This is a genomic window from Acinetobacter nematophilus (assembly GCF_026344175.1).
In the GTDB taxonomy this organism is placed as follows: domain Bacteria; phylum Pseudomonadota; class Gammaproteobacteria; order Pseudomonadales; family Moraxellaceae; genus Acinetobacter; species Acinetobacter nematophilus.
This window is the reverse complement of sequence record NZ_JAPKMY010000005.1, coordinates 234,656-251,242: the sequence shown is the minus strand read 5'-3', so window position 1 is coordinate 251,242 and position 16,587 is coordinate 234,656. Positions and strand designations below refer to the sequence as shown.

The window sequence follows — 16,587 nt, the reverse complement described above, 5'->3', positions numbered from 1 at the left end:
CATCTTGCTTCAAATGTGGAACAGTACCGCAAAGGTCAAAAAATTGGACAGATCATGTCATTAGAATCGCTGTTTCAGCAGATTGAGCAAAAGCAATGGATTGATATTCCTCAAGGATGGTTACAGGGACGTACAATTTTTGGCGGTCTTGTCGCGGGTATGTTGATTCATAAAGCCATCACCACGATCGCTGATACTGAGAAAAAGCTACTCAGCTGTAGCATTACTTTTGTAGGTCCTGTTGAAGAAGCACCAGTTAAATTAACTGCCGAAATTCTTCGTCAAGGCAAGTCGGTGACGACAATTGAAGTTCGACTGTGGCAAAATGAAGCTGTGCAGAGTATTCTGATTGCCAGTTTCGGAAGTCAACGTGATTCAAAAATCCAGGTCGCAAAAGAGCCTCAAATTCCTGACTTTCCTTCAATTGAGCAAATGAATATTGTCCCGAAGTACTTACCTTTTCCTGAATGTGTAAAGAATTTTCAACTGGGATGGACGGAAGGTCATTATCCCATGACAGGCAGTAAACAGCCTGATTTTGCAGGGCGCTGTCGTTTTGATCCCGAGCTTCATCGTAATCGTGAAATGCAAGTTGCAGATCTGATGACGCTGATGGATGTTTGGCCACCGGGGGTATTGCCCATGTTTAAAATGCCTGCGCCTGCCAGTTCATTGACTTGGCATGTCACTTTGATTCATCCACTGAACAATCAATTGAATGATTGGTTTAAATATCAAGTGATCACAGATTTTGCTGAACATGGCTACGCAACGGAGCATGCCTATTTATGGGACGAGCAAAATCGCCTCATTGCGATTGCAAGACAGACAGTTACTGTATTTGCCTAGTCGACAGTTTTATATGAATCGTATAAAGTATGAATCAAATAGAGCTTTACTCTACATGATTATTTACCATTAAATTGGGTAAATAGGGGACTCACTGGCGGTGTCTATGACTACAGGTCGTATCCTGAATATTCCAAATATCTTGACGCTTGCTCGGATTGCGTTAATTCCAGTTTTTTTAATCATCGCCTATTGGCCACCTGCAATTGGAGTAGGTGGACATACTGGTGGCATGACACGACATATTATTTTGACTGCAATTTTTGTGATTGCTGCAGTCACGGACTGGTTTGATGGTTATCTGGCTCGAACCTTGAACCAGACATCAGCATTTGGTCGCTTTCTAGATCCTGTTGCAGATAAATTGATGGTTGCAGCAGCTTTAATTGTATTGGTGCAATGGCAACCTACCATTGCAATGGCGTTTGCTGCAATTGTCATTATTTCGCGTGAGATTACGGTTTCAGCATTACGTGAGTGGATGGCTGAATTAGGTGCGCGTACCAATGTTGCAGTATCTACTGTAGGTAAGTATAAAACGGCATTTCAAATGATTGCGATCACGGTGTTTCTGTTGAATTGGCAACCTCTTGAAATGTTGGCTTATGCATTACTATATACAGCCGTTATTCTGACATTATGGTCTATGTTCATTTATCTCAAAGCGGCTTGGCCTTATTTAAAGCAGCCTTGATATGCCTCTCTTTTTATTTGAAAATTTGGCAGAGTGGGAAATTTGAGAATTTTACCACTAGGCCATGAATCAAAACGCAAATCATTTCCGGTTCCTGTCAGACTCACTTATTTAAATTAACATCTTCGTCTGAATTTTATCTGGTTGAATGACCTGTTTTTTTAACTGCCCAATGCCCAGATAAGAGATTGATGGCTATCTTATGCTATATTGTTGCATCATAAGATTAAAATAATACTGTAACGGGAAGATTGATAAGTACGCCGTTCTCAGTCGAAATCAGGAATATTTATGTCATCATTGCTTTATTTATCAAATCAAAACTTATATTTATTAGACGGAAATAAAAGTCTAAATGTACCCTGCCAAGCGATTGATCAATATAAGAAAAATCTAGTTGAGATTCAGCAGCGTAAAGAGTGGAAAACCAAAGGTACCGGTGCTCAGTTTATGGGAAATTTTTCACAAGATGAGCAAGTTGATTTAAATCATATTTTTCCAACAGATGTAGTTTTAACATCGGCTAATAAACTGATTTATACCGCATGTTTACAAGAAGGTACATCAATTAATATTAAATCTCTCAAAGATTTGCAAGAAACAGAAGGCTTGATCCTCAGAAAAAATGATTTTGTGGTTCAGGACATGGCATATGATGAAGCTAACCAGCGTTTAGCACTGTCTGTCCATTCAAATGGCTATGAACGCCACATTTGTATTTTACCCTTAGATGCCAATCGGACACAGTATTTAACAGAAGGCGACTGTCAGGACTCGAATCCATGTTTTGATCCTAGAGACCCGATGCAACTTTATTATGACTCTTGTGGTCTGGCTTATGGTGAGCATCGCATTGCCTATAGCCCAAAAGAAATCTACCATTTAGATATGGGAACAGGTGAGTTACAAACGGTGGTATCGGATCCTAAATTTGATTTTTTTAAACCCAAAATGGACGGTTTGGGAAATCTATATTTTATTAAACGACCTTATTCACGTGATGGCAGTCATCACTCGCCAGTGACCACCATGAAAGATATTATTTTTGCGCCGTTCAAAATTATTCGAGCAATTGTTGGCTGGTTAGACTTTTTTACTCAACGATATACTGGCGAATCTTTAAAAACAACATCGGGTAACAATCCTGCAAAGTCTCAACAAAAATCAGAAGAAGAATTATTTGTTGAAGGCAATCTCATCAAAGCGCAACAAAATTTGGAGCGTAATCAGAAGTCTGGAGAAAGATATCCAGGCATGATTCCAAACTCTTGGGAGCTGGTTAAAATGTCCCCTGGTGGGGAAATGTGCACCTTAAAGCGAGGAGTGATGAGCTTCACTTTAAAAGACAACAGTATTTTTTATTCTAATGGAAAATATCTCATTGAAATTGATGCAAATCAAAATGAGCATTTAAGGATAGAAGCTAATCTGATTTCAAAGATTATCTGTGGATGAATTAATGATTTTGAAGGGACGAAAGTGTTTGGCTTTACCTTTTCCGTATTGAGCGTTGTTGCGAAAGTGAGCTTAGCCATGATTTTTCAATGTGATTCAGCTTGATTAACTTGTACTTCTGCCATTGCAAACAGTCACACTTTTGTCTTTAAAGGGTTTTATCATGGGATGCTGCATCATACAAGGAGTATTGAGGCTTCACTGAAAAAGTCATGCAATGGTTAAATACTTATTGATGACTCATCCAAAACACATCACTTTTTGACAATGGTGAGCGATGTGCCATCAAATCCTGATGTATGCTGACCTGTGTGTTTAAGTGAAAATTGCCCTTTTTCTGATTCTCGACAAAGAAATACCGATATTGATTGAAAATCTGCGCGACTGACGAATAAATCCCGTATAGACAGTGTCCATTTTTCTCCTGAACGCAGTTGAGCAATTCGGTTCGAAATTTGCTTGAGCAGATCCATTTTATTCATCCTGATGAATGTGATACATACTTTCTTTGCTATATCATTAAACAATCGTATTGATCACATTAAGTATTTTGTCCTAATGGTTGGGAAGTTGCCGATCAAGCTGATCGGACATGACCATTTTGTGACATGGATATTGCAGTTTAGTGACAATCAAGCAAGCATTTAGAAATAAATGGGCTTTTCTATTTTTCTGCTGAAAAATTCGAATTTGCCAAAATATATTCAATTTCATCTTTTGCAGCAGTTTGAAGCTTGCTGCGGAACGAGCTTACTGCTTGTTCTATCAATGTTTCGGCTTCTAGTTCAAGGCGTAACCGGACACTTTCTAATTCAGAAATGATCTGTGTATCAGCAATACCAAATTGCCGATTGGCATAGTCAATCGCAGGTGTATCTGGATTTTTACTGTATTTTTCACTATAAATTGAAATTTCACGATCAATGTGTTGACGTAAATTTTGTAAACTTAGTGTTTGATGTTGAAACTGTTGAATCTCATCTTTTTGTAATGCCAGGTTATAGGCGTCCTGTCGTGCGCGCTTTTCAGCCAAAGATTTTTCTAACGCCAATTGTTTACGGATACGCGCTTCTTCAATCAATTGCGCCTTTAAATCTGCATAAGCTTGTTCTACTTTGAGTTGAGCAACTTGCATTTCACGTTGGTCGTTGCTTAACCAATTTTGTACATCCGTTTTTGGACTGAGAAGATCACAGATGCGATTAAGGTCATCTACAAAAGTTTGGCGTACAGCCTCAGGCGTATCTAACCAACGCTTTTTAAAATCTTGACCGACATTTAATGTCACCGCATATCTCCTTGGGAAAATATTTAAAATTTATAACTTATAGGTTTGAGGCAGAGTACCCATGTGTCTATAGGCCTTGTATTTCTCTCGACCAACTTGCTTTGCAGACTCATCATTTTCGATGATTTCTATAATGTGACTAAATTGTGTCACTTGTTCAAGTGCTTGACTGTTAAAATTAAACACAATCCATTCAGATGATTCGGGAAGTTTGGATGAAATACAGATCGGTGCGTCGACTTGATCAATACCATGGGCCAGAAAACTGCCGGGATCAAAACACCACAAATATTCATCCAGTTGTTGTTGCATGTCTACGTCAGGACAATGCAGCCAGATTTTAGCTGCATTTCGTAGAATTTTACGACATAAACGACAAGCACTCTCCACTTGTCGTTCAGGGCTTTTTTCGAACAAATAAAAGCTAATTTTAGCCATTCGTCGTTACACGATTGGCAATGAATTGCATGAGTAACGGTACTGGACGACCAGTAGCGCCTTTGTTTGCGCCAGAGTTCCAAGCTGTACCCGCAATATCCAGGTGTGCCCAACGGTAGTCACGAGTAAAGCGTTCCAAGAAACACGCTGCGGTGACTGCACCTGCTTTAGGACCACCGATATTGGCGATATCAGCAAATGGTGAGTCAAGTTGCTCTTGATAGTCATCATACACTGGCATGCGCCATACACGGTCAAATGATGCATGTCCTGCCGCAGTGATTTCTTCTGCAAGTTCGTCATCAGGTGTAAATAAGCCTGAAACCACCGAACCCAATGCGACTACACAGGCACCCGTTAATGTTGCAATATCGATCACTAAAGCAGGGTTGAAACGCTTGATATAGGTTAAAGTATCGCAAAGTACCAAACGACCTTCTGCATCTGTGTTTAAGATTTCAACGGTTTGTCCACTCATGGTGGTGACAATATCACCTGGGCGTGTTGCATGACCTGATGGCATGTTTTCAGCAGCAGCAATGGCACCAACTACATGAATCGGTAATTGAGCTTCACATAAGGCTCGGATGGTACCCAATACCGATGCTGAGCCACACATATCAAATTTCATTTCATCCATGCCTAAGCCTGGTTTCAGTGATATGCCCCCGGTATCAAAAGTAACGCCCTTACCAACCAATACAATTGGTGCTTGCTCTATATCCGCCTTATATTCAAGTGTGATCACACGTCCAGGTCGGTCAGAACCTTTGCTCACGGCAAGAAAAGCATTCATGCCTAAATCAGCCAACTGCTGTTCTTCGAGTACAGTGACTTTTAGTAAATCTGGAAATTCAGCAGCTAAAGCACGGGCTTGTTCTGCTAAATATTCTGGGAAGCAAATATTTGGCGGGCAATTACCCAGGTCACGCGTATAGTCTTGACCTTTTTGCACAGCAGAGATCAAATGCAGTTTTTCAGTATTTAAATCTGATTGTGTTGCAATAAATTCAATGCTTTCTAGACTAAATTCATTTTTTTTAGATTTATACTCATCATAACCATAAGCGGCTTGAGTTAAACTTAATGCAAATAAATAGTGCAATTCTGAAGGGAGAGCAGAGATATCAATACTGATTTGCTGGAATTTTTTTTGTGAGGCTTTGATAATGGTTTGTGCGATTTTTGCTAATTTTGCAACTTTGATTTCAGATGCTTTGTCTAAACCAATTAAGGTGCATTGTGCAACTTGAGTCAGCTTTCCGATAAGTGGTAAAGTTTCATTCAAGCTTGCTTTATATTGAATGCTATCAATCAATGTATTTAAATCATTGATTTTATATGTTTCTTGGACCTGTTTTAAGTTTTCAGAATCCACCAGAATGAATAACGCCTGGCGAGATGTAGACGCTGAAAATGACGTGTTGATCGTAAGTTTCATATGTTGTCTTTGTGCCTGTTGTACATTTCAAATCATTAAACCATTGAACCACTTCAAATGGTAGAATTTCAATCTAGTTTTATAATTTTAACTTCGGGTAAACTAGCGCTACGTCATGATACTACCCTTATTTGGAAGATTAATTTGATTATTCGACGCTACCTTGTCAAACAAGTCGTTTCGACCTCCTTAGTGGTGGTTGCATTATTGACACTCATCATGATGGGTGGGCAACTGATTAAGCAATTTGGTCGTGCTGCAATGGGGCGTGTAGATCCAAGTATTCTCTTGAGTATTATTGGGTTTCGTTTACCTGAGTTCCTGACCTTAATTCTTCCATTGGGTTTCTTTATTGGGCTGATGTTGGTTTTTGGCCGTTTATATGTTGATCATGAAATGGCAGTGCTCAATGGCAGTGGGATCAGTCGCATTCAGGTTGCTCGATTATTAATTCCCTTGACCATTGTTTATTTGTTTGTACAAAGTGCATTAATGATCTGGATTTCACCTTGGGGAATTCGTCAGTATGAGCAATTGGTTTCTACCCAAGCTGTGCGAACCGGATTTGATTTAGTTCGACCCAGAGAATTTATTTCATCGGGCGCATATACGATTTATGCCGGCTCTCTGTCTGAAGATCGAAAAAACCTCAAAGATATTTTCTTTTATCAGCGTGCAGAGAAAGAGGGTAAACCTGATGTCATGATTTTAGCGAAAGAAGCGACACGTGTGGAAATGGCCAATGAAACCGCAAGTGTTGTAGACTTGGTTCAAGGTCGACGCTATGAAATTTATCCAGGAACACCGAAATATAGTCAAACGGAATTCCAAACCTACCGTTTACGTTTAGAAAATAACAAAGAAGCTAAGTTTGAAAGTGATGAAGTCGAAGCACTAAGTATTGGAAAGTTGCTTGAGAACAAAGATGATCCTGTCATACAAAGTGAGTTGGGATGGCGTTTGTTTGTACCATTCTCAATGATTGTAGCACTCATGCTGGCAACAGCTTTATGCGAAGTCAGCCCACGTCAGGGTCGCTACCTTAAACTCTTCCCCGCCTTATTGATTTTTGCCAGTTTGATTGTGGCTTTAATGGCGATTAGAACAAGGATCAGCAAAGATGAAGTCGGAATCTGGGCATATCCTGCAATACTCTTGTTCTATGCGATTGCCGCTGCTTTATTTTCAAGAAAGCAGAAGTTGGCACCTAAGATTAAGAAGCAAATACAGCGAGTGAAATCATAATGTTAGCACGTAGAATTGTCGCAAAACATGTGACCAAAACCACCGTACTCGCTATGGTAGGCGCAACAGCTGTGCTGTCCATTCTGCAGATTTTATTCACGTATTTAGGTGAGCTCAGTAGCTTAAAAGACAATTATACAGCGTGGAATGCATTGCAGTATGTTTTGTGGGGCGCACCTCGTTATCTCTATGAAATTCTTCCCATTGCTGCTTTGATCGGTGCTGTTTTAGGTTTAGGCTCTATGGCATCAAATAGTGAGTTGATTGTCATGCGCGCCGCAGGCATTAGCTTATGGCGTATTGTTGGATGGGTAATGCGTTCAGCGATGCTTTTGGTGGTGCTTTCTTTTGCTTTAAGTGAATTTGTTATTCCTTATACCAATGAGCAAGCCAAAAGTATTAAAAGTCATCGTAGCGTCGCTGCACTGGGTGAAGTAAAAGGCTATTGGACTCGCGAAGGGCAACGATTTATCTATATTGATTATGCCAATTCACAAGGGACGTTGAAACAAGTTCAGGTGGTGGATTTCGATGAAAACTATCGAATGAAATCTTTGCTCAATTCTGAAGAAGGTCAGTTTTTAAAAGAAGGGCAATGGAATTTAAAACAGACGGCTCAAGTCAATTTACTTGCCAATGGTCAAGCACAAGTGATTGATCAAAATCAGCAGAATTTAGCACTTGCACTACAGCCTAAGTATGTCCATATGGTGACAATTGATCCAGAAGATTTAGCACCAAGTCAGTTGTTAAGTTTTATGGATTATATGCATGAATACAGCCAAGTACCGAAAACCTATCTATTGGCTTTCTGGAAAAATGTAGGTTTGCCTTTTGCCTTGCTGGCACTGGTTTTGATTGCCTGTTCATTTATTTTTGGCCCCTTACGTCAGCAATCTATGGGGTTCCGTTTGGTGATCGCCTTATTTGTGGGCTTGGCATTCTATTATGTACAGGACTTTTTAGGTTATGCCAGTCTGATTTATGCGCCATCACCAGCATGGTTTGTCTTTTTACCGATCGTATTTATGTTTGGTATAGGGAGCTATTTATTGTATCGCGCTCGATAATAAATCGATACTGAGAGCAAGGTAAACTACAGCGAATAAGATAAGAATTTTAGATCGTGGCAAGCAGTTATTGCCATTGTCTGAGGATAGAGTCTGCCGTAAAAAAACGGTAAGATATGACGATTAATTTGTAAACAGTAAAAAGAGTGTAAATCATGACGGATGCAACTGCTGGCAAAATCCCTCACGTTCTGGTGATTATGGATGGTGTGGGTCATCGTGAAGCGGTCGAAGATAATGCGTTTTTAGCAGCAAAAACGCCAAATCTAACCATGATGCAAGAAAAGCATCCGCATAGTTTAATTTCAGGTTCTGGTGAAGATGTGGGTTTGCCAGACGGTCAAATGGGTAACTCAGAAGTCGGGCACATGAATTTGGGTGCTGGTCGTGTGTTGTACCAAGACTTCACTCGCATTACCAAAGACATTCGTACGGGTGCTTTTTTTGAACATGAAGTATTGGTCGATGCCGTAGAAAAAGCCAAAGCGGCAAATGGCGCTGTCCACATTATGGGCTTGTTGTCTGAAGGTGGTGTACATTCACATCAAGATCATATTATTGCAATGTGTGAGTTGGCTTTAAAACGTGGTGCAAAAGTTTATTTGCATGCATTTTTAGATGGTCGTGATACCCCTCCACGCAGTGCAAAACCTTCTTTAGAAAAATTGGACGCGATCTTTGCGCAATACCCTCAACAAGGTCGTATTGCGACAATCATAGGTCGTTACTTTGCAATGGATCGTGATAACCGTTGGGATCGTGTAGAGCAAGCTTATCGCTTAATTACGGAAGGTGAAGCTTTGCGTGTTGTTGATTCAGCAACTGAAGGTTTAGAACAAGCCTACGCGGCGAATGAAAATGATGAGTTTGTAAAAGCAACGCGTATCGGCGGCATCGCAAAAGTTCAAGATGGCGATAGCATTGTTTTTATGAACTTCCGTGCGGATCGTGCCCGTGAAATTACCAAAGCTTTTGTGGAAAAAGATTTTGCTGGCTTTGAGCGTAAAGTGGTTCCTCAACTTTCAAAGTTTGTCATGTTGACACGCTATCAGGCAACTATTGATGCGCCTGTGGCTTATATGCCAGAAGAATTAAAAAATTCAATTGGTGAGTACCTTTCATCTTTAGGTAAAACCCAATTGCGTATCGCGGAAACTGAAAAATATGCGCATGTGACATTCTTCTTCAGCGGTGGGCGTGAAGATGAGTATCCTGGAGAAAAGCGTATTTTGATTCCATCACCTAAAGTTGCAACTTATGATTTACAACCAGAAATGAGTGCACCTGAAGTGACCGACAAACTTGTCGAGGCAATTAATTCCGGTGAGTTTGATCTTTTGGTCGTGAACTATGCAAATGGTGATATGGTCGGGCATACAGGTGTATTTGATGCAGCAGTTAAAGCTGTTGAAGCAGTCGATGTAAGTTTGGGACGTTTGTATGAAGCTGTTATGGCAAAACATGGACATATGCTGATTACTGCTGATCATGGCAATGTTGAGCAAATGCAGGACTATGTGAGTGGTCAGGTGCATACTCAACATACTACAGAACTTGTACCGTTTATTTATGTTGGTCCAACCTCAGCAACAATTGCAGAAGGTGGCGTGCTTGCAGATGTTGCTCCAACAATCTTAACTTTAATGCAGCTTCCTGTACCACAAGACATGCAAGGTCGCAATTTAATTACATTGAAAGTCTAAATATCATTATTCAAATTTAGGTGCGGGAATGGTTCAAGCTTGGAAGTATGTTTTTGTATTAACAGGATTATTAACTTGTGGGAGCCATTCCGTTTGGGCAGCAGAAAATGCTGCCGCACTTGATTTTGATGGTGATGTTGAAGAAAGCATTGCAGAAGTTCCAATTGAATCAATTGAACAATTTGTTCAGATTTACGGCATTGTCAAAGACAATTATGTTCAAGAAAAACCAGATGATGTACTGTTCTTACAAGCCATTAAGGGGCTAGTCAGTGGCTTAGACCGTTATTCGCGCTATTTAAGCCCTGAAGAATATAAACAATTGATGCAATATACGGAAAGTGATCTTGCAACAGCTGACTTTGAATTGGGTTTTGATAGTCATATTCATCAGTGGAAAATTCAGAATTTACGAGAAAACGCCGATTCATTTAAATTAGGTTTAAAAAATGGATTCACCATTTTTAAAATTGAAAATCAAGAACTGAAAAATTTAAATGCTGAACAAGTTGAAGACTTGCTGCATGGTTCGATTGGATCTACCTTTCAGTTACAGCTGAATGAGAAAAGCCCTGCAATCACTGTGGTCAGAAATCGTAAGCTTGATGTTGCTGATATTGAACCTGTAATGTTGCATAATCAGGTCTTAGTGCTTAAAGTTAAAGTTTTTCAACAAGATACTGCAAATGAAATCAAGCGATTAATCGAAGAATATAGCACTCAAAAAATCAAAGCAGTTTTATTTGACCTGCGTAATAATCCAGGCGGCTTGCTTTCCGCAGCTGTTGAAACAGCAGATCTGTTTTTAAGCCAAGGTGTTATTGTTTCCACCAAAAGTCGTTCCGAAGGAAACCAACAGTTTCAAGCTCTACCTGGTGATGAGTTTTCTAATATTAAATTAGGCATTTTGATCAATGGTCGTTCTGCTTCAGCTGCTGAAGTATTTACTGCTGCCATGAAAGAGCATCAACGTGCATGGGTGGCAGGTGAAAAAAGCTATGGCAAAGGCGTGGTACAGAAGCTATTTCCATTGCCAAATGGTGCAGCTTTACAGATGACTGTTTCGCATTATTATACCCCGAATGGCAGTATGATTGATGGACAGGGGATTCGTCCGAACTGGGAATATCCTTGGGCATTGGATCAAAAAGAAGAAACTTATTTAAACAATGTTGCAGACCAATTACTAAAACATCGCTGATCGGATATGGATGGCATAAAAAAGCTGCGCATTTCAATGCGCAGCTTTTTTATGCTATTTTCTCTGTAATGCGACAATACTGATCTAGCGAATTATTGACTCGACAGCCGTAAAAATGCCAAGCCATAGTGCTATCAGTGCAATGTGTTGCTTTTGCTTTGACTATTCATCATCTGTATCTAAGCCAAATTTTTTCAAACGGTAACGTAGAGAACGGAAGGTCATACCCAGTTTTTTCGCAGCCAAGGTACGATTCCAATGCGTCTGGTTTAATGCCGATAATAGAACTTCTTTTTCAACATTTTCCAGATATTGTTCCAAACCTTCTTTTGGAATGTTGGATGCTCTGTTCGGAAGTTCAATCGCCGTATGATTGGTCGGGGAAGATTCAAGGGATTCGATTTTGTTGATACTACTTCGTTGCGGTGCAGGCTGAAGTTGCTGAATATCGATAGAATCCTCATCACACATCGTGATGGCTTTTTCAATAATATTGCGCAGTTCACGAACATTACCCGAATAATGTTGTTGTAAAAGAAATGCTTTGGCTGCTTCCGTAAATGATTTACTCGGAATTCGCCATTCAGTACAAATTTGTTGAATAAAATGATTGGCTAGAATCAAGATGTCATGTTCACGATCACGTAATGGTGGGAGCGAGATATCCATGACATGGATTCTAAAAAACAAGTCATGGCGGAACTTGCCTTGTTCAACCAGTGCTTCGATATTTTGATGGGTTGCACTGATAATGCGAAAATCAACTTCAATTTCTGTATCGCTGCCCAAAGGGCGAATTTTCTTTTCTTGAACGGCACGCAAAAGTTTAGCCTGCATGGCTAAAGACAGTTCGGCAACTTCATCCAAGAACAGGGTGCCACCATTGGCAGCCTGAACAAGTCCTTGTTTGTCTTGAGTTGCGCCAGAAAAACAGCCTTTCTTATGTCCAAAGAGCTCACTCTCCATCAATTCTTCAGAGATTGCGCCACAGTTGATTGCAATAAATGGACTATCACTGCGGTTACTGAGTAAATGAATAAGATTTGCGACCACTTCTTTTCCAGTGCCAGACTCGCCAGTAATAAATACAGGCGCTTGTGAACGGGCAATTTTTTTGATCGATTCTCTTAATTTACGAATGATTTGTGAGTCACCAATGAGCATGGATTCTTCAATGGGTGCTTTGGTGACTGCTTCATTCAACTGTGGAACATGCAGGGCTTTTTGTAAAAGTTGTTGTAAATGTAATTGATTGATCGGTTTACTAACAAAATCAAAAGCCCCAGCTTTAAGTGATGCAATTGCGATTTCCATATTGCCATATGCTGTGAGTACAGCGATAGGCGTTTTCGGATAATGTTGAGATACATGTTTGACCAAATCTAAACCACTCCCGTCAGGCAGGTTTAAATCCGTAATACAGGCATCATATTTATATTCGCTAAAAAAATATTTGGCTTGCTGTAAATGATGCGCCATATGTGTTTTGATGCCCATTCGCGATAAGCTCATTTGCATCAGCATACATAAATCTTGTTCATCATCTACAAGTAACACCAATGGTTGTCGTGTAGTCATATCCCCAAAAACCTAATCTAATCCATGCGTGGGCATTCGATACGAAAGCATGCCCCTTGTTGTTTTTGCTCAACGTAAATTAATTTCGCTTGATTTGCTTCGCATATAGTTTGCGATAGGTACAATCCTAAACCAGTTCCATTGATTTCGGTACTAAAAAATGGCTGAAATAATTGTGAAAGGTCTTGTTTTGTGACACCTTTCCCATAATCAATTACATCTATACAAATATGCGTCTCATTTTTAAATGCCTTGACCAAAACGTATTCCGCATTTTGATCATTATGGCGTAATGCATTACGCAATAGATTGACAAGGACTTGCCTCAGTTGAGAATCATCAAAATAAATCAAAAGATCAGCTTCAATTTCAGTTTTGATTTTAGCTTGGGCATCACTCAAATCATGTCGCAATAAATCATCTAAAAATACTGGCAAGTCGATTTGACTGGCATGGATTTTTTTGTTTTTTGCCATGTCTAAGGTATCTTTGATAATACTGTTAATACGAACCGTTTGTTTGGTAATCATTTGATGGAGTAAGGCTTGCTGCTGTTCATCACTCATCAGAAAAAGATCGTTTGCCTGTGCAATCGCAGCGAGTGGGTTGCGAATTTCATGGGCAATACTTGCTGATAATTGCCCCAATGCTGCAAGCTTAAGCTGCTGTACTTTTTGATTAATTTTTTGTGCATCTTCAAGGACAAGAAGTGTGAGTGCCTGATGTGGAACGATCAGCTTTTGTACCCGAATATCAACGGTAAAAGAGGATTGCTGTGATTCAAACTGAAAACGTTCACCATCTCGTAACATGGCATCTTTTAAAATTTCATACAGATCAGGTTGGAAATTGGACAGGTGGTATTGCTCATGTGCATACAGTGGCGATATCCCTAAAAGCGAACATGCAGCAGGATTGCTGACAATAATTTTGCACTTTTCATCGAGTACCAAATAACCGACTTCGATTTGTTCTAAAATGTAGCGGTTGATATTTTGTAACTTAAACAGCTCTAAAGACTGGTAAGTATTTAAGGATTCAAGAACCTGAAATCGGTTGATTGCAATTTGTCCGATTCCGTACACCATAAAAAACAGGAAAGCCAATAAGGCACTGTTACTGATATTATTTAAATTAGAAAAATCAAAATAGCTGCCTAGAAATTGCTGATAGATAATGGCAATGACAGACACTAAAGTAATGAATAATGCTTTGTTTTTGCTCAGTAAAAAATTTGCAGTAAAAACAGCGATCACAAATAAAATACTGATGGCTAAGTTCGGACCATTCAGCGCAAATACCAAAATGCTGAGGAATGGAATATCAACAATAAAAAAACCAATGAACTGCTGTGCAACGCCATGAGGATAAAATTTCAGCAGCATCATTTGCAGTGCTGCAATGATGGTAAAGGTCGCGATCGAATAAAAATATAAGCTTGGATATTCGTAGTGAACAGGTTGATTTTCTAAGGTAATCAGAAAAATAATGATTAAACAAAAGGCAATAATCAGTCGATAACCTGAGTAGAGTGTGCCTAGACGGTAAATTGTTTGATAAATAGGAACAGATACCGTAGACGACATACTAACACTCAAAGGTAGATCATTGTTTGATAAGATTTATGGTTTAATCAGACCATAACGTATGGCAAGATGGGTGAGTTTGACATCACTATCAAGTCCCAGTTTTTCAAAGATACGGTAGCGATAGGTATTGACCGTTTTTACACTCACAAAAAGCTTGTCTGAAATTTCTTGGGCGCTGACACAATTTACCACCATCATCGCAACCTGCATTTCTCGTTCTGAAAGTGCGTCGAAAGGGGAAGTTTGGGTATCTGATAAATATGAGCTGGCAAGTTGCTCTGCAATATCCGCACTAAAGTATTTTCCACCTTGCATGACTTTTTTGATTGCGCGAACCATTTCTGTAATGGGCGCACCTTTGGTGATATATCCCCGGGCACCTGCTTTGAGTAACAGAGACGGATAGGGTTCCTCAGCTAAACCACTGACTGCTAAAACTTTGGTATCAGGTGCGGTCTGTAATAAACGACGTGTCGTTTCTACACCACCAATACCGGGCATATTGACATCTAAAAGAACGACATTAGGGTGTTGCTGCCTTACAATGGTAATGGCTTCTTCACCAGATTCTGCTTGTCCGATGACTTGAATATCAGTCTGATCTTCTAACATTCTGCAGATGCCTGTTCTTACTAATTCATGGTCATCTACCACTAAAACAGTAATCACTTACACCTCCTTAAATTTTCCAATATCAACATTTTTGTTACATAAAGCAAAAAAGACTTGCAATGACATAACAAAATTGGCAATCCTATTCCTAATATCTATTCAATATTTGCGCACAATACATTGTGATTGAAATATTCGTTTTAATATAGTCACGTTTGAGTGTAAATGTAAGTCATATTTGAGGTAATTAGCAAGTTTGTGAATACCTCCCTGAGGTGAGTAAGTTATCGTGGAAAAACCAAAAAAAACGTTAATGCATGTGCTGAGTCTGTCAGTACTACTCAGTTTGAGTTCAACAAGTTTTGCTGAAATCATCATGAATTCAGGGGGAAGCGGACAAGCGAGTGTAAGTTGGTCATCTTCCGATGCAAGCCAACTATTAAATGGTGATTCTGTTGACGATGATGGTGAAGACATTTCACCTAAAGGCTCAACTACTTTAACCACAACAATTCGTCCATCGAATGCTGCACCAACGACGCTGACCAATAGGTCCGTGCAGATTTATGATACCAATAGTTATAACAGTCAACCTTTAGTCAATGCTCGTGCTGCGCTCGTAATGGATGCAACAACGGGTGAAGTGCTTTACAGTAAAAATACCAATACTTCGATGCCAATTGCTTCCATTACCAAATTGATGACTGCAGTAATTACGGCAGATGCACGTTTGAATATGTCCGAAGAGATTACACTTCAACAGATTGATTTTGCAGGGGCAGGTGGTAAGAACTCAAGCTCAACTTTAAAAGTTGGCGATAGCATGAATCGTGCTGAAATGTTACTTGTAGCATTGATGAAGTCTGAAAATCCGGCAGCAGCAGCCTTGGCGCGGACCTATCCAGGTGGGCGTCAAGCATTTATTGCGGCGATGAATGCAAAAGCACGTCAACTGGGCATGACCTCTACACGTTATGTCGAGTCTACAGGTTTAGATCCACACAATGTATCCTCTGCACGTGATTTAGGCATTTTGGTAAGTGCGGCAGCTCAGTATGGTCTGATTCGTCAATTCTCTACCACAGCACATTATGACTTTAATTTAGGCTATCGCATCCTTAAATCAAATAATACCAATGCGCTGGTTCGTAATGGTGGATGGAATATCAATATTTCCAAAACAGGATATATCAATGAAGCAGGACGTTGCGTAGTGATGCATACCACTGTGAATAGTCGTCCGGCTGTTGTGGTCTTATTGGGGGCAAGCTCATCGCAGGCGCGTACCAATGATGCAACCAACTTGTTGAATTGGGTGAGTAATTTGCCTAAACGTATTTAAGTATTTGGATTTTAAAAAGCTCTTCAATATGAAGAGCTTTTTTTGTATTTCAACAAAGCCAATATCCGGGATTTGATGCGTG

Annotated in this window: 15 protein-coding genes; 8 read left to right on the top strand and 7 right to left on the bottom strand. The window is 39.8% G+C overall.

Annotated elements, in window-relative coordinates:
- Window positions 1-54 precede the first annotated feature (54 nt).
- The 3 genes from OSH00_RS11910 to OSH00_RS11900 all read left to right on the top strand — a co-directional run bounded on the left by OSH00_RS11910 (window position 55) and on the right by OSH00_RS11900 (window position 2,998).
- Window positions 55-849 (top strand): thioesterase family protein, encoded by a 795-nt coding sequence (locus OSH00_RS11910; RefSeq protein WP_196077001.1) that lies wholly within the window; start codon window positions 55-57, stop codon window positions 847-849.
- Between the two features lie 106 nt (window positions 850-955).
- Window positions 956-1,543: a CDP-diacylglycerol--glycerol-3-phosphate 3-phosphatidyltransferase gene (gene pgsA / locus OSH00_RS11905; RefSeq protein WP_004826293.1), complete on the top strand. Its 588-nt coding sequence runs from the start codon at window positions 956-958 to the stop codon at window positions 1,541-1,543.
- Window positions 1,544-1,834: 291 nt separating this feature from the next.
- Entirely contained in the window at window positions 1,835-2,998 is a 1,164-nt protein-coding gene (locus tag OSH00_RS11900; RefSeq protein ID WP_266130585.1) for a hypothetical protein, read from the top strand.
- Between the two features lie 254 nt (window positions 2,999-3,252).
- Here OSH00_RS11900 and OSH00_RS11895 read toward each other — a convergent pair whose 3' ends face one another.
- The 4 genes from OSH00_RS11895 to OSH00_RS11880 form a co-directional block, all read right to left on the bottom strand.
- On the bottom strand, window positions 3,253-3,471 hold the full coding sequence (locus tag OSH00_RS11895; RefSeq protein ID WP_266130584.1) for a hypothetical protein: 219 nt from the start codon (window positions 3,469-3,471) through the stop codon (window positions 3,253-3,255).
- Between the two features lie 191 nt (window positions 3,472-3,662).
- A complete protein-coding gene (gene blhA, locus OSH00_RS11890; protein ID WP_266130583.1) occupies window positions 3,663-4,286 on the bottom strand; it encodes a cell division protein BlhA in 624 nt (207 codons plus the stop codon).
- Between the two features lie 30 nt (window positions 4,287-4,316).
- Window positions 4,317-4,724: a DNA polymerase III subunit chi gene (locus OSH00_RS11885; RefSeq protein WP_266130582.1), complete on the bottom strand. Its 408-nt coding sequence runs from the start codon at window positions 4,722-4,724 to the stop codon at window positions 4,317-4,319.
- Window positions 4,717-6,165, bottom strand: coding sequence for a leucyl aminopeptidase (locus tag OSH00_RS11880; protein WP_266130581.1), 1,449 nt, complete (start codon window positions 6,163-6,165; stop codon window positions 4,717-4,719). The genes OSH00_RS11885 and OSH00_RS11880 overlap by 8 nt, the downstream gene beginning before the upstream one ends.
- Window positions 6,166-6,309: 144 nt before the next feature.
- Between OSH00_RS11880 and lptF the strand changes: the two genes are divergently transcribed.
- From lptF to OSH00_RS11860, 4 genes are all read left to right on the top strand, one after another.
- Window positions 6,310-7,410 (top strand): LPS export ABC transporter permease LptF, encoded by a 1,101-nt coding sequence (lptF, locus tag OSH00_RS11875; protein WP_266130609.1) that lies wholly within the window; start codon window positions 6,310-6,312, stop codon window positions 7,408-7,410.
- Window positions 7,410-8,480 (top strand): LPS export ABC transporter permease LptG, encoded by a 1,071-nt coding sequence (gene lptG, locus OSH00_RS11870; RefSeq protein WP_266130580.1) that lies wholly within the window; start codon window positions 7,410-7,412, stop codon window positions 8,478-8,480. The genes lptF and lptG overlap by 1 nt, the downstream gene beginning before the upstream one ends.
- Window positions 8,481-8,635: 155 nt before the next feature.
- Window positions 8,636-10,183, top strand: coding sequence for a 2,3-bisphosphoglycerate-independent phosphoglycerate mutase (gene gpmI, locus OSH00_RS11865; RefSeq protein WP_266130579.1), 1,548 nt, complete (start codon window positions 8,636-8,638; stop codon window positions 10,181-10,183).
- A gap of 28 nt (window positions 10,184-10,211) precedes the next feature.
- Window positions 10,212-11,384, top strand: a complete 1,173-nt coding sequence (locus OSH00_RS11860; RefSeq protein WP_266130578.1) for a S41 family peptidase — start codon at window positions 10,212-10,214, stop codon at window positions 11,382-11,384.
- A 162-nt stretch (window positions 11,385-11,546) separates the two neighbouring features.
- Here the strand turns inward: OSH00_RS11860 and OSH00_RS11855 are convergent, their stop codons facing one another.
- Genes OSH00_RS11855 through gacA form a run of 3 tightly spaced genes read right to left on the bottom strand, consistent with a single transcriptional unit; the run spans window position 11,547 to window position 15,220 of the window.
- Window positions 11,547-12,962, bottom strand: a complete 1,416-nt coding sequence (locus OSH00_RS11855) for a sigma-54-dependent transcriptional regulator (protein WP_196077012.1) — start codon at window positions 12,960-12,962, stop codon at window positions 11,547-11,549.
- 17 nt (window positions 12,963-12,979) lie between these two features.
- Entirely contained in the window at window positions 12,980-14,548 is a 1,569-nt protein-coding gene (locus OSH00_RS11850) for a sensor histidine kinase (RefSeq protein ID WP_266130577.1), read from the bottom strand.
- 36 nt (window positions 14,549-14,584) lie between these two features.
- Window positions 14,585-15,220, bottom strand: a complete 636-nt coding sequence (gacA, locus tag OSH00_RS11845) for a response regulator transcription factor GacA (protein ID WP_004718392.1) — start codon at window positions 15,218-15,220, stop codon at window positions 14,585-14,587.
- 232 nt (window positions 15,221-15,452) lie between these two features.
- Between gacA and pbpG the strand changes: the two genes are divergently transcribed.
- Window positions 15,453-16,505 carry a D-alanyl-D-alanine endopeptidase PBP7/8 gene (pbpG, locus tag OSH00_RS11840; protein WP_266130576.1) on the top strand — a complete coding sequence of 351 codons (1,053 nt, stop codon included), beginning with the start codon at window positions 15,453-15,455 and terminating at the stop codon, window positions 16,503-16,505.
- The last annotated feature ends 82 nt before the right edge of the window (window positions 16,506-16,587 follow it).

Coding starts and splice junctions, on each gene's coding strand:
- OSH00_RS11880 (WP_266130581.1), bottom strand. CDS start 6,165: ATGAAACTTACGATCAACACGTCATTTTCAGCGTCTACATCTCGCCAG.
- lptG (WP_266130580.1), top strand. CDS start 7,410: ATGTTAGCACGTAGAATTGTCGCAAAACATGTGACCAAAACCACCGTA.
- OSH00_RS11900 (WP_266130585.1), top strand. CDS start 1,835: ATGTCATCATTGCTTTATTTATCAAATCAAAACTTATATTTATTAGAC.
- gpmI (WP_266130579.1), top strand. CDS start 8,636: ATGACGGATGCAACTGCTGGCAAAATCCCTCACGTTCTGGTGATTATG.
- OSH00_RS11885 (WP_266130582.1), bottom strand. CDS start 4,724: ATGGCTAAAATTAGCTTTTATTTGTTCGAAAAAAGCCCTGAACGACAA.
- OSH00_RS11855 (WP_196077012.1), bottom strand. CDS start 12,962: ATGACTACACGACAACCATTGGTGTTACTTGTAGATGATGAACAAGAT.
- OSH00_RS11860 (WP_266130578.1), top strand. CDS start 10,212: ATGGTTCAAGCTTGGAAGTATGTTTTTGTATTAACAGGATTATTAACT.
- pgsA (WP_004826293.1), top strand. CDS start 956: ATGACTACAGGTCGTATCCTGAATATTCCAAATATCTTGACGCTTGCT.
- OSH00_RS11910 (WP_196077001.1), top strand. CDS start 55: ATGTCATTAGAATCGCTGTTTCAGCAGATTGAGCAAAAGCAATGGATT.
- OSH00_RS11850 (WP_266130577.1), bottom strand. CDS start 14,548: ATGTCGTCTACGGTATCTGTTCCTATTTATCAAACAATTTACCGTCTA.
- OSH00_RS11895 (WP_266130584.1), bottom strand. CDS start 3,471: ATGGATCTGCTCAAGCAAATTTCGAACCGAATTGCTCAACTGCGTTCA.